The organism is Geodermatophilus sp. SYSU D00965 (genome assembly GCF_054050075.1).
The window spans coordinates 1-12,060 of the sequence record NZ_JBJGYQ010000004.1 but is presented as its reverse complement, the minus strand read 5'-3'; the positions used below and the strand labels follow the sequence as shown (position 1 = coordinate 12,060).

Sequence of the window (12,060 nt, the reverse complement as noted above, 5' to 3'; positions counted from 1 at the left end):
GTGTCGCACGAGGTCGAACGCCTGTTCGACAGGAGGCGACGGGCGCCCCGCGCGTCGTCCGCGGAGCGCCCGTCGCGGCTAGGAGCTCTTCCGGACCGCGTCGCCGAGGGTCTGGGCCACGGCCTGCAGCAGCGGGTGGTCGGGCAGCTCCTCGACGGCCACCGGCAACGGCAGGGACCAGTTGGGCCGGTCGGTGGTGCCGGGCATGTTGGGCCGGCGCCGCTCGGCGACCGCGTCGTCCAGCGTGGCCGACAGCAGCAGGGACGGCGCCGTGGCCAGCCGCTCGTGCGCCCGCCTCACCGCCGTCTCCGGCTCGGCGTTCGACCGGACGCCGTCGAGCTTCTCCAGCAGCGAGCGGCGGCCCTGCTCGAGCTCCTCGTCCGTGCCGGTGCCGTACTCACGCTGCTCCTCGACGTCCGCCCCGGTCCACAGCCCCGCCACGGTGGGCAGGTCGTGCGTGGTGACCGCGGCCATCGCCGTCTCCGGCCACTGCACGGGCTCGTCCTCCTCGAACCACAGCAGCCGGTAGCTGAGGATCCCGTGCTCGGCCAGCGCCTCGCGGACGCCGTCCTCGACCGTGCCGAGGTCCTCGCCGACGACGACCGCCTGCGCCCGGGTGCTCTCCAGCGCGACGATGTCGAGCAGGTCCTCGGCCGGGTAGCGCACGTAGGCGCCGTCCGCGGGGCTCTCACCCTGGGGCACCCACCACAGCCGGAACAGGCCCATGACGTGGTCGATGCGCAGGCCGCCGGCGCCGGCCATCGTGGCCCGGATCGACTCGATGAACGGCTCGTAGTCGGCCGCACGCAGCTGCCACGGGATGAGCGGCGGCGAGCCCCAGTCCTGCCCCTGGGCGTTGAAGGCGTCCGGCGGCGCCCCCACGGAGGCGCCGTCGGCGAGGACGTCCTGCCAGGTCCAGGCGTCGGCCCCGCCGCCGGCGACGCCGATGGGGAGGTCCTGGATGACGGTCATGCCCTCGGTCGCCCGCTCCAGCTGCACGTGCAGGCACCACTGCAGCCAGGCGTGGAAGGCGACGTCCCGCTCGTGGTCGGCGACGAAGCGGGCGACGGCGTCGCTGCGGGGGTCGCGCAGCTCCTCGGGCCAGGCGTGCCAGTCGGGACCGTGCGCGTCGGCCAGGGCGCACCAGGTGGCCCAGTCCTGCAGCTTCTGCCCCTGGTGCCACCACCAGTCGGGGAAGGCGGGGTCGTCGCGGCCGGCGGCGTCGAAGACCCGGCGCAGCACCTCGCGCTTGCGGGCCCAGATCGCGTCCCGGTCGATGAGCTCGGTCTCGCCGAGGTCGCGGCCGGCGTCGTCCGCGGCGTCCTCGGCGCCGGGTACCTCGTCGACCCGCAGGTACACCGGGTTGCGGAACCGGCGGGTGGCCGGCAGGTAGGGGCTGGCCTCCTGCTGCGGCGTGGGGGCGACGGCGTGCAGCGGGTTGATCAGGACGAACCCGGCTCCCTGGGCGGCGGCCATCTCGCGGACGGCGCGCAGGTCGGCGAGGTCGCCGATGCCCCAGCTGCGCCGGCTGCGCGTGGCGTAGAGCTGCACGGCCCAGCCCCAGGCGCGGTCGTCGGGCAGCCAGCAGCGGCCCGGGGAGACGATCAGCCGCCGGCGGTGCCCGCCGGGTGCCTGGAGCCAGTGGTAACCCAGCGGGAAGTCGTCGGGCAGCTCGCCGTCGACGTGCCGGGTGGTGCCGTCCTCGAGCGTCACCTCGGCCTCGTCCACCTCCAGCGCGTCGCCGGGGCGGGCCACGATCGGGGCGCGGTCCTCCAGGTCGGCCGGCGGTGTGCCGATCACCTCCCGCAGTCGCTCGATGGTGGCCTGGTCGACCTGGTGTTCCTCGTCGAGGGCGTCCAGCCAGCTGGCGTCGATGCCCCACTCGTCCGTCGGCGTGCGCGTCACGCCTCCGATACTCCCCAGCGCACCCGCCGCCCACACGGCAGGGGGTGAGTGGTGCCGCTCTCCGTCTGGACCCTCCAGCGGCGGGAGGGTCCAGAGTGACGGCATGGACGACGACGTGCTCACGATCGGCCGGCTGGCCGACCGGATCGGCGTCCCGGTCCGGACGGTGCGCTTCTGGTCCGACGAGGGGCTGGTCGACCCACCGGTGCGCTCGGCCGGGGGCTACCGCCTGTACGACGCCGCCGCGGTGGCCCGGCTGGACCTGGTCCGCACGCTCCGGGAGCTGGGCCTGGGCCTGCCGGCCATCCGCGAGCTGCTGGCCCGGCGGCGCACGGTCGCCGAGGTGGCGGCCGAGCACGTGCGCGCGCTGGACGCCGAGATCCGGCTGCTGCGGCTGCGCCGGACCCTGCTGCGGGTCCTGGCCGCGGCCGGGACGACGACGGAGGAGATGGGGCTCGTGCACGACCTGGCGACGCTGTCGGCGCGGGAGCGGCAGCAGCTGATCGACGACTTCGTGGCGCGGGCCTTCGCCGGCGTCCCCGAGGACGCCCCGGGCGCCGGGATCGCCGGGGGCATGCGGACGCTGCCGGCCGAGCTGCCCGAGGAGCCGACCCCCGAGCAGATCGGCGCGTGGCTGGAGCTCGCGCGCCTGGTGGCCGAGCCGGCCTTCGCCGACCGGGTGCGCGAGATGGCGCTGGCCGGCGCCGCGGCCACCCCGGAGGACCCCGACGCCTCGGCGGTGGACGCGGGGCGCCTGGTGGCGCTGGGCCGGGACGCGCTGGCCGCGGGCGTCGTGGCCGGGACGCCGGAGGCCGAGGCGCTGGTCACCGAGCTGCTGGCCGACGGGCGGCCGGGAGGCCCGGGCCGGCGCCGCGAGCTGGCCGACCGGCTGGCCACCTTCACCGACGCCCGGGTCGAGCGCTACTGGCAGCTGCTCGGCGTCCTCAACGGGTGGCCGCCGTTCGAGCCGTCCGTGCCGGCGGTGGAGTGGTGGATCGGCGCCCTGCGCGCGGGCAACTGACGCGGTGGTGTCGCGGTGGCCGCTGTCCGCGTCTGCCAGGTGGTGTGGCTCGACTGACGGCGTCCGGTACGGGCAGCTGCCCTGGCGAACGACAGACGCATCGGCTGCGCGGACCCGACGGCGGACGTGCAGAGTGAGCCAGCGCGCTCGTCCCGACGTCGCGACCATCCCTTCCTGGGTCGCCGAACTGCTCGCCTGACGGTGCGGGCGCTGACGGACTTCCGAATTCCGGTCGGACGTCTTCCCTGGTGAGAGGCCGGAATTGTCGTACCCCCGGCCTAGGTTGAGGGCGTGTTCGGTGGCAGCGGGTTCGGGGTGGGGCTGACGGTGGCCCCACTCGAGCTGCCGGCCGGCATCCCGGTGGACCCGGTGCCGGTGCAGCTGTCCGATGCGTTGCCGGTGCACGCCCGCAGCCCGGAGGAGAAGGCCGCCGAGCTGCAGCGCCTGCAGCAGCTGGAGGGCATGCTGGCCGCGTACAAGCTCGATCTGATCGCGGGGTTGGCCGCCGACCGGCCCGACACGCACGACCGGCGGCCCGGGCAGCCCGGTGCCGCCGCGGACGCGCAGCGGGGGCCGGGGCAGCCGGCGGGTGTGTCGGAGTTCTTCGCCGACGAGTTGGCGTTGGTGCTCAACACCTCCCGCGCCGCGGCCACCTGCCTGATCGACCAGGCCGCGGCGTTGACGCAGACGTTGCCGGGGACGCGGGCGGCGCTGGCCGAGGGGCGGCTGGACTGGCCGCGGGCCCGGGCGATCGCCGCCGAGCTGTGGTGGAAGGCGCGGGCCACCGATCCGGCGATCCTGGCGGCCGTGGAGGCGGCGGTGCTGCCCCGCGCCGGGGAGCTGTCGATCCGCCGGCTCAAGGCGGTGGTGGCCGCCGAGCTGGCCGCCCGCGACGCGGAGGCGGCCGACCGGCGCCGCACGGACGCGCAGCGGGGGGCGAACGTGGTGGTGCGCCCGGTCGGGGATGGCATGTCGGAGCTGGTGGCCAAGATGCCGCACGAGCTGGCCACCGCCTGCCGCGGCGTGGTCGACGGCCTGGCCCGCGCGGCGAAGACCGCCGGCGAGGAGCGGCCGCTGGGGATGCTGCGGGTGGGTGCGCTGGCCGATCTGGTGCTGCGGCCGTGGGAGGCCGGGCGGGAGCCGGTGACCGCGCAGCTGACCGTCACCGCCCCCCTCGACGCGCTCACCCCGGCCCGCTTCCTCGCCGACGGCGGCCCGGTGCCGGCGGCGTGGGCGCGGCCGCAGACCGACGACGACGGCAACGCCGGTGCGCCGGCGTGGGCCCGGCCGGGCGCGGTGCCGGCGCCGACCGGCGAGGTCGACGGGCAGCCGATCACCGCCGCCCACCTGCGCGCACTGCTCGCCCAGTTGGACGCGGTCTGCCCCGGCGGGCTGCAGGCGCCGGCCGGCGGCACGCTGACCGTGGCGCTCACCGACGCCGCCGGCGGGCTGCTGGCCACCACCACCCGCGCCGAGCTGCAGCGGCTGGCCCGCCGCGGCTGCCCCACCCACCCCCACCGACGGCACAGAAGCCGGCGACTGCCGGTGTGCGCTGCTGGGCCGGCCCGCACCGACCGACGGCTACGCGCCCACCGCGGCCCAGCGCCGCTGGCTGCAGGCCCGCGACCGCACCTGCCGGCACCCCGGTTGTGCCAACAAGGCCGGCTGGGCGGATCTGGACCACGTCACCCCGCACGGCTGCGGCGGACGCACCGCCTGGGAGAACCTGTGCTGCCTGTGCCGGCGCCACCACCGGCTCAAGACCTTCGCCCGCGGCTGGACCTACGCCCTGAGCGCCGACGGCGTCCTCTCGGTCACCACCCCCAGCGCCGTGACCAGGGTCAGCCGGCCACCGGGCACCGACCGGCCCGCACTACCCCTCACCGGACCCCGCGTCCTCGCCCAACCCCCACCACAGCTGCCACCGACGCCCGACCCCGCCGACGACCCACCACCCTTCTGACCCGGCCCACCCACCCCACGGCGAGCACGCCCACCCGCCGCGGACTGCCGGTGCCGGACCGGACCGGCCGGACGCTGCAGAACTGGGGCCCGGCGGTCGCCGTCGACGACGCAGGTAGACGCCGGGGAACCCGGGGTAGTGGGCCGCGCATGACGGTGATCGGCTTCCACAACTCGCACGAGCAGGTGCACCCCGCCGAACTGCTGCGCGCGGTGCAGCACGCCGAGCAGGTCGGGTTCACCGCCGCGATGTGCTCCGACCACCTCGAGCCGTGGAACGAGCGGCAGGGGCACTCGGGCTTCGCGTGGTCCTGGCTCGGTGCCGCCCTCGCGACGACCGGCCTGCCGTTCGGCGCGGTCAACGCCCCCGGCCAGCGCTACCACCCGGTGATCGTCGCTCAGGCCATCGCCACCCTCGGCGCGATGTTCCCCGGCCGGTTCTGGGTGGCCCTGGGGTCGGGTGAGGCGATGAACGAGCACGTCACCGGCCACGTCTGGCCGCGCAAGGACATCCGGGACGCCCGGCTGCGCGAGTGCGTCGACGTCATCCGCGCGCTGCTGGCCGGCGAGGAGGTCAGCCACGAGGGCCTGGTCACCGTCGACCGGGCCCGCATCTGGACCCTCCCCGAGCAGCAGCCGGCGCTCATCGCGCCCGCCGTCACCGCCGCCACCGCCCGCCGGCACGCCGAGTGGGCCGACGGCCTGGTCACCATCAACCAGCCGCACGACACCCTCCGCAAGATCATCGGCGAGTACCGGGACGCCGGTGGCCAGGGCACGCTCACCATCCAGGTGCACGTCAGCTGGGACCCCGACCCCGACCGCGCCGTGGCCATCGCGCACGACCAGTGGCGCAGCAACGTCTTCCCGCCCCCGCTGTGCTGGGACCTCGACACGACCCGCGCCTTCGACCAGGCCAGTGCCCACGTGACCCCGGAGGCGGTCGGCCAGGCCGTGCGCATCTCCGCCGACCTCGGACAGCACGCCGCGTGGATCCAGGAGTACGTCGACCTCGGCTTCGACCAGGTCTACCTGCACCACGTCGGCAAGGAGCAGATCGGCTTCCTCGACGCCTTCGGCGAGCACGTGCTGCCGCGGCTCGACGTCACCGCGCCTGCGCCCGCCGTGGCGATCGACCCTCCGGGCCCGGCCGACCCGCTGCGGCCGCACCAGGAGCCGCAGCCCGCCGTCCTGCCCTGAGCAGGGAGCCCGCCGGCGTGCATCCGCCGGCGGTCCGCAGGCCGAACAGGGATCGGACGGCGGACGGCGCGCGGGGGACGGGGACGGCATGACCGACGTGGACGACGTGATCCGGCTGGTCAACACCGGCGAGGCGTTGTCGGCGCCAGAGCTGCGGCAGGCCGCGGCGCTGCTCAACCACCACGCGTGGTCCGGCCGGCCCGGGCTCGCCGAGGCCCGCGTGCGCGTGGCCGTCCTGCTGGAGAAGCTCGGCGAGTGAGCCGGCGGCAGCCCGACGCCGGCGCGGCCTAGGGTGCGACGGCGTGTCCGTCACCGTGCGCACCCTGACCGAGGACGACGTCCCGGCCCTCACCGGGCTGCTGGGGGCCAACCGCGTGTTCCTCGCGCCGACCAGCCCCGACCGCCCCGACGAGTACTTCACCGAGGACTTCCAGCGCCACGAGGTCGCCCGCCTCCTGGAGCAGCACGCCCAGGGCACGGCCATCCCCGGCGTCGTCCTGCTCGACGGCGAACTCGTCGGCCGAGTCACGGTGAGCAACGTCGTCCGCGGTCCGCTGCAGTCCGGCAACCTCGGCTACTGGGTCGCCGAGGAGGCAGGCGGCCGCGGGGTCGCCACGGCCGCGGCGGCCGCCATGGTGGGGATCGCGTTCGGCGAGGCCGGCCTGCACCGGCTGGAGGCCGGCACGCTGGTCGACAACCTCGCCTCCCAGCGCGTGCTGGAGCGCAACGGCTTCGAGCGGATCGGCCTCGCCCGGCGCTACCTGCGCATCGCGGGGGAGTGGCGCGACCACGTGCTGTTCCAGCGGCTGGCCGACGGGCCCGGCGTCCGGTAGGGACGACGACACACACGACGACACGACGACACGACGACACGACGACACACGACGGCGGCACACCCCAGCGAGAGGACGCCGGCATGCGGATCACGGACACGAGCGACCTCTGGTGGAAGACCGCCGTCGTCTACTGCCTGGACGTCGAGACCTACCTGGACTGGAACGGCGACGGCTGCGGCGACTTCGCCGGCCTCGCCCAGCGGATCGACCACCTCGCCGACCTCGGCGTCACCTGCTTGTGGCTGATGCCCTTCTACCCGACCGCCGAGCGGGACGACGGCTACGACATCACCGACTTCTACGGCGTCGACCCACGGCTGGGCACCCACGGCGACCTGGTGGAGGTCGTCCGGACGGCGAACGACCGCGGCATGCGGGTCATCGTCGACCTGGTGGTCAACCACACCTCGATCCAGCACCCGTGGTTCCAGCGCGCCCGCCAGAGCCGGGACGACCCGTTCCACGACTTCTACGTGTGGCGGGACGACGAGCCGCCGGACACCTCCGACCAGGTCGTCTTCCCCGACCAGGAGGACAGCACCTGGACCTTCAACGAGCCGACCGGCGAGTGGTACCAGCACCGCTTCTACAAGCAGCAGCCCGACCTGAACGTCACCGACCCGCGGGTCCGCGACGAGGTCGCCAAGATCATGGGCTTCTGGCTGCAGCTGGGCCTGTCCGGCTTCCGCGTCGACGCCGTCCCGTTCTTCCTGGAGGTGCAGCCGGAGGACGCCGAGAAGCTCCCGGACCCGCACGAGTACCTGCGCGACCTGCGCTCGTTCCTCGGCCGCCGCACCGGCGACGGCATCCTGCTCGGCGAGGTGAACCTCCCGCACGAGCAGCAGGCGGAGTTCTTCGGCGGCGCCGACGGCGACGAGCTGACCATGCTGTTCGACTTCATCGGCATGCAGGCGCTCTACCTCTCCCTGGCCCGGGAGGACGCCGGGCCGCTGGCCACCGCGCTCACCGGGCGGCCGTCGGTCAACCCGGACAGCCAGTGGGCCACCTTCGTCCGCAACCACGACGAGCTCACCCTCGACAAGCTCAGCGACGAGGAGCGCCAGGAGGTCTTCGCCGCGTTCGGCCCCGAGGAGCGGATGCAGGTCTACGGCCGGGGCCTGCGCCGGCGGCTGCCGCCGATGCTGGACGGCGACCCGCGGCGCATCCGGATGGTCTACAGCCTGCTGTTCTCCCTGCCCGGCACCCCGGTGCTGTTCTACGGCGAGGAGATCGGCATGGGGGAGGACCTCGACGCCGAGGGCCGGCTCGCCGTCCGGACGCCGATGCAGTGGACGTCGGGCCCGCACGGCGGCTTCTCGACCGTCGAGGACCCCGACCGGCTGCCCGGCCCAGTCGTCGACGGCGGGTTCGCCCCCGAGTTCGTCAACGTCGCCGACCAGCGGCACGACGCGGACTCGTTGCTGTCGTTCATGAAGCTGCTCATCCGCCGCTACCGCGAGTCACCCGAGCTCGGCTGGGGCGCCTTCACGATCCTCGAGCAGCCGCACCCCGAGGTGCTGGCCCACCTGTGCACCTGGGACGACGGCGCGCTGGTCGCCGTCCACAACCTGGGCCCGGAGCCGCGGAAGGTCCCCCTGACGCTGGCCGACTGCAGCGCCGAGCACCGCCTGGTCGACCTCCTGCAGCCGGGCGAGGAGCAGCTCGGGGAGGACGGCGGGGTGGAGTTGGCTCTCGACGGCTACGGGTACCGCTGGCTGCGCGTGGTGGCCCCGGACAGCCGCCGGCTGGTCTGATCCAGCAGCAGCCCAGCGTCGCGGTGCGCCACCTCGGCCGGCGGCGACCCCAGACCGGCCAACGCCCCCGCGAAACCCGGCGGGGCGGGCAGGTCGCGCAGCCACACCGCGCCGGCGCCGGCCCACCGGAGCACACGCGGGGGCTCCGACGGGGCGGAGACGACCAGCTCGTCCAGCGTCGCGCCGAGGCCCTGCCCGGTCGCCTTGAGCACCGCCTCCTTGCGCGTCCAGTAGGTGGTGAAGGCCTGCGCCCGCGCGGCCGCCGGACGGCGGGCCAGCTGGTCGCGCTCCTCGGCGGCGAGGACCGCCTCGGCGAGCTCGTCGAGCTCGCGGGGGTCGAAGCGGCCGACCTCCTCGACGTCCACGCCCACCGGGGAGCCGGCCTGGACGGCGACCACGACGCAGCTGCCCGAGTGGCTGACCGACAGGTGCACCTCGGGGGCGTCGCGCAGCCGCGGCTTGCCGTGCGCGGCGCCGCACTCCGGGCAGGTCCGGTCGATCCCCAGCTCGGCCGGGTGCACGGCGAGGGCGGTGCCCAGGACCGCGCGGACCACGGCCGCGGCCGCGGTGCTGCGCTGCCGGTCCTCGGCGCGGGCCAGCCGCGCCCGTCGCTCGAGGTCGGCGGGGGCGAGCAGCACGTCGTGCTCCGGCCGCAGCGTGCTCGTCGCCGCCCACCACACCTGGACCGCGCCGGGCCGGAGGCCGCCCGCGGCCAGAGCGGCGGCCTGCCGGCCCGGCAGACTCATCCGTACCGGCGCAGCTCGGAGAAGAAGTCGTCGACGACCCGCAGGTCGCCGGCGCGGACCACCTCGTCGTAGACGTACTTGCCGACGGCGAGGTCGAGCACCCCGAGGCCGAAGGGGGAGAAGACCACCGGGCGGTCGGCCGGGATCTCCACCTGCCCGGCCATAACCTCGGCCAGCGTGCCCGCGAGGAAGTCCCGGCTGCCGGTGAGCTGCTCGACCAGGTGCGGGGAGGTGTTCGCCTTGAGGCAGTGCTCGACGTCGTCCACGACGTTGACCGAGCGCAGCAGCACCTCGGGGGCCAGGTCGCGCAGCGAGACGTGCAGCACCAGCGGGGCGTGGTCGAACCAGGACGGGTCGCTGACGTGCGGCTCCCCGGCGATGGTCGCGAAGACCACCAGGTCGCTGCCGCGGATCAGCTCCTCCGCACTGCCGTGGACGGTGACCCGGCCGGGCGTGCCGGACGAGTTCAGGTAGGAGCCGAACCCGGCGGTGCTGTCGGGGGAGAGGTCGAAGACGCCGATCTCGTCGAAGACCCACCCGGTGCCGGCCAGGAAGGTGTGGATGTAGCGGGCGATCAGGCCCACCCCGAAGAAGCCGACCCGTGTCGGCCGGGGCCGGCCGCGGCTGAGCCAGTCGGCGGCGGCCGCCGCCGACGCGGCGGTCCGCGTGGCGCTGATGACCGAGGCCTCCATGCAGGCGAACGGGTAGCCGGTGTCGTGGTCGTTGAGGATGAGGACCGCCGACGCCCGGGGGATGCCCGCGGCCACGTTGTCCGGGAAGCTCGAGATCCACTTCAGCCCGTCGACGCGGACGTCGCCGCCGATCGAGGCCGGCAGGGCGATGATCCGCGCGGTGGGCCGGTCGGGGAAGGTCAGGAAGTAGGACGGCGGGTTGACCGAGTCCCCGGCGCCGTGCACCCGGTAGGTGGCCTCGACCAGTTCGACGACCTGCTTCTCCCGTCCCTGCAGGACCGCGCTGACCTGTGCCCCGGGCACCACCGCGAACGGGGGCACCGCGGCGGTCACCGGGACTCCCCGGGCAGGTCGGAGCGCCGGATCGGGTCGGCCAGCGCGGCGAGCACCTCGCGCGGGCCCTCGTAGGGCTCCCGGGCGTGGGCGGTGCGCACGTTGTCCACCAGCAGCAGGTCCCCGGCCTGCCACGGCTCCCGCACCGTCGCCCCCTCGTACACCTCGTTGATCGTCGCCACGACGTCGGCGCCGATCGGGTCGCCGTTGCCGAAGCGGGTGGTGAACGGCAGGCCGTCCTCGCCGTAGACCTCGACGAGGTACTCGCGGATCTCGGGGGCGAGGGTCCACTCGTTGAGGAAGGCGACCTGGTTGAACCAGCAGCGCGTCCCGGTGACCGGGTGCCGGACCACGGCGCCGCGCCGCTGGCGGGTGCGCAGCCCGCCGTCGGGCTGCCACTCGAACTCGATGTCGTGCGTGCGGCAGTAGGCCTCCACCGCGCCCCGCTCGTCGGTGCCGAACGCCTCGGCCACCGAGGCGCCGATCTCGTCGTTGTAGCTGCGCACCAGCAGCCAGCCCTCCTGCTCGAACCGCGCCACCAGGTCCGGGGGCAGCGCGGCCAGCACGGACGGCGCGTCGGCCAGGCCGGTCGCACCGCCGGTGGTGGGCGGGGTCAGGCAGGCGAACAGCAGCAGCCCGGGGAACTGCTCGGTGTAGCTGAGCTCGTGGTGCATGCACATCTGCTGGTTCGCCGGCCAGGGCGTGGCCGAGTACACGCCGTCGACCGCCGGCTCGCGGGGCGCGAACGCCTCCAGCTCCGGCATCAGCCGGTCGGCCAGCCGGTCGCACACCGCGGCCACGGTGCCGGCGTCGGCCAGGCCGAGGCCGCGGACGAGCAGCGCGCCGTGCTCGGTGACCGCCGCGCGCACGGCGTCCCGGTGCGCGGCGACCCAGCCGGCCGGGTCGCCGGACCCGTCGACCTGGAGCAGGGGCGGCCGGCCGGGGTGCTGCGCGACGTCGAGCAGCGCGCCCGGGGAGAGGGAGGACATCGGTGCTCCTTAGCGAGAGGGGACGGTCAGGCCGGGGCGCCGGTCTTCTCGTCGACGAGGGCGGCGAGGTCGGCGAGGACGGGGTGGGCCATGAGCTCGGGCAGGGTGACGGCGCGGTCGAGGGCGATGGCGAGCTTCACCGCGGACAGGGAGGTGCCGCCGCGGTCGAAGAAGGAGTCGGCGCGGCCGATCTGGTCCTCGCCGATGCCCAGCACCCGGGCCCACGCCGCGGCCAGCCGGCGCTCGGTGGCGGTGCGCGGGCTGCTGTGCTCGGCCTCGGCGGCGGCGAGGTCCGCGGCGAGGGCGGTGAGCGCCTTCTTGTCGATCTTGCCGTTGGTGGTCAGCGGCAGCCGGTCCCGCCAGTGGAAGGCCTTGGGCACCATGTACGGCGGCAGCGCGGCGGCGATCCGCGCGCGCAGCAGGTCCGCCTCGACCGCCCGGTCGCCGGTGTAGAAGGCGACCAGGTGCCGGCTGTGGTCGGCCGCCTCGGCGACCACCACCGCGCCGTCGCGGACGCCCGGCGTGCGCAGCAGGGTGTTCTCGATCTCGCCGATCTCGATCCGGAAACCGGCGATCTTGACCTGGCTGTCGCGGCGGCCGAGGAACTCCAGCTTGCCGTCGG

The 12,060-nt window shown here is 75.1% G+C and carries 10 protein-coding genes; 5 read left to right on the top strand and 5 right to left on the bottom strand.

Annotated elements, in window-relative coordinates:
* Positions 1–78: 78 nt before the first annotated feature.
* Positions 79–2,010, bottom strand: coding sequence for a 4-alpha-glucanotransferase (malQ, locus tag ACI789_RS04575; RefSeq protein WP_457006934.1), 1,932 nt, complete (start codon positions 2,008–2,010; stop codon positions 79–81).
* Between malQ and ACI789_RS04570 the strand changes: the two genes are divergently transcribed.
* The 5 genes from ACI789_RS04570 (at position 2,009) to ACI789_RS04550 (ending at position 8,678) form a co-directional block, all read left to right on the top strand.
* Positions 2,009–2,926, top strand: coding sequence for a helix-turn-helix domain-containing protein (locus ACI789_RS04570; protein WP_457006933.1), 918 nt, complete (start codon positions 2,009–2,011; stop codon positions 2,924–2,926). The genes malQ and ACI789_RS04570 overlap by 2 nt on opposite strands.
* Positions 2,927–3,217: 291 nt before the next feature.
* A complete protein-coding gene (locus ACI789_RS04565; RefSeq protein WP_457006932.1) occupies positions 3,218–6,088 on the top strand; it encodes a TIGR03885 family FMN-dependent LLM class oxidoreductase in 2,871 nt (956 codons plus the stop codon).
* An 88-nt stretch (positions 6,089–6,176) separates the two neighbouring features.
* Entirely contained in the window at positions 6,177–6,347 is a 171-nt protein-coding gene (locus ACI789_RS04560) for a hypothetical protein (RefSeq protein ID WP_456919377.1), read from the top strand.
* A 43-nt stretch (positions 6,348–6,390) separates the two neighbouring features.
* A complete protein-coding gene (locus tag ACI789_RS04555; RefSeq protein WP_457006931.1) occupies positions 6,391–6,921 on the top strand; it encodes a GNAT family N-acetyltransferase in 531 nt (176 codons plus the stop codon).
* An 83-nt stretch (positions 6,922–7,004) separates the two neighbouring features.
* Positions 7,005–8,678, top strand: a complete 1,674-nt coding sequence (locus ACI789_RS04550) for an alpha-amylase family protein (protein ID WP_457006930.1) — start codon at positions 7,005–7,007, stop codon at positions 8,676–8,678.
* Here the strand turns inward: ACI789_RS04550 and ACI789_RS04545 are convergent.
* The 4 genes from ACI789_RS04545 to ACI789_RS04530 form a co-directional block, all read right to left on the bottom strand.
* Positions 8,624–9,424, bottom strand: coding sequence for a 4'-phosphopantetheinyl transferase family protein (locus ACI789_RS04545; RefSeq protein WP_457006929.1), 801 nt, complete (start codon positions 9,422–9,424; stop codon positions 8,624–8,626). The two genes, ACI789_RS04550 and ACI789_RS04545, sit on opposite strands and share 55 nt — an antisense overlap.
* Positions 9,421–10,449 carry a 2,3-diaminopropionate biosynthesis protein SbnB gene (sbnB, locus tag ACI789_RS04540; RefSeq protein ID WP_457006928.1) on the bottom strand — a complete coding sequence of 343 codons (1,029 nt, stop codon included), beginning with the start codon at positions 10,447–10,449 and terminating at the stop codon, positions 9,421–9,423. The genes ACI789_RS04545 and sbnB overlap by 4 nt, the downstream gene beginning before the upstream one ends.
* Positions 10,446–11,438 (bottom strand): TauD/TfdA family dioxygenase, encoded by a 993-nt coding sequence (locus ACI789_RS04535; protein ID WP_457006927.1) that lies wholly within the window; start codon positions 11,436–11,438, stop codon positions 10,446–10,448. Before ACI789_RS04535 ends, sbnB begins: the two co-directional genes overlap by 4 nt.
* A gap of 26 nt (positions 11,439–11,464) precedes the next feature.
* Positions 11,465–12,060 (bottom strand): phosphopantetheine-binding protein (locus ACI789_RS04530; RefSeq protein ID WP_457006926.1); only part of this gene is annotated, 596 nt, incomplete at its 5' end.

Coding starts and splice junctions, on each gene's coding strand:
- ACI789_RS04550 (WP_457006930.1), top strand. CDS start 7,005: ATGCGGATCACGGACACGAGCGACCTCTGGTGGAAGACCGCCGTCGTC.
- ACI789_RS04570 (WP_457006933.1), top strand. CDS start 2,009: ATGGACGACGACGTGCTCACGATCGGCCGGCTGGCCGACCGGATCGGC.
- ACI789_RS04535 (WP_457006927.1), bottom strand. CDS start 11,438: ATGTCCTCCCTCTCCCCGGGCGCGCTGCTCGACGTCGCGCAGCACCCC.
- malQ (WP_457006934.1), bottom strand. CDS start 2,010: ATGCCGTCACTCTGGACCCTCCCGCCGCTGGAGGGTCCAGACGGAGAG.
- ACI789_RS04560 (WP_456919377.1), top strand. CDS start 6,177: ATGACCGACGTGGACGACGTGATCCGGCTGGTCAACACCGGCGAGGCG.
- ACI789_RS04545 (WP_457006929.1), bottom strand. CDS start 9,424: ATGAGTCTGCCGGGCCGGCAGGCCGCCGCTCTGGCCGCGGGCGGCCTC.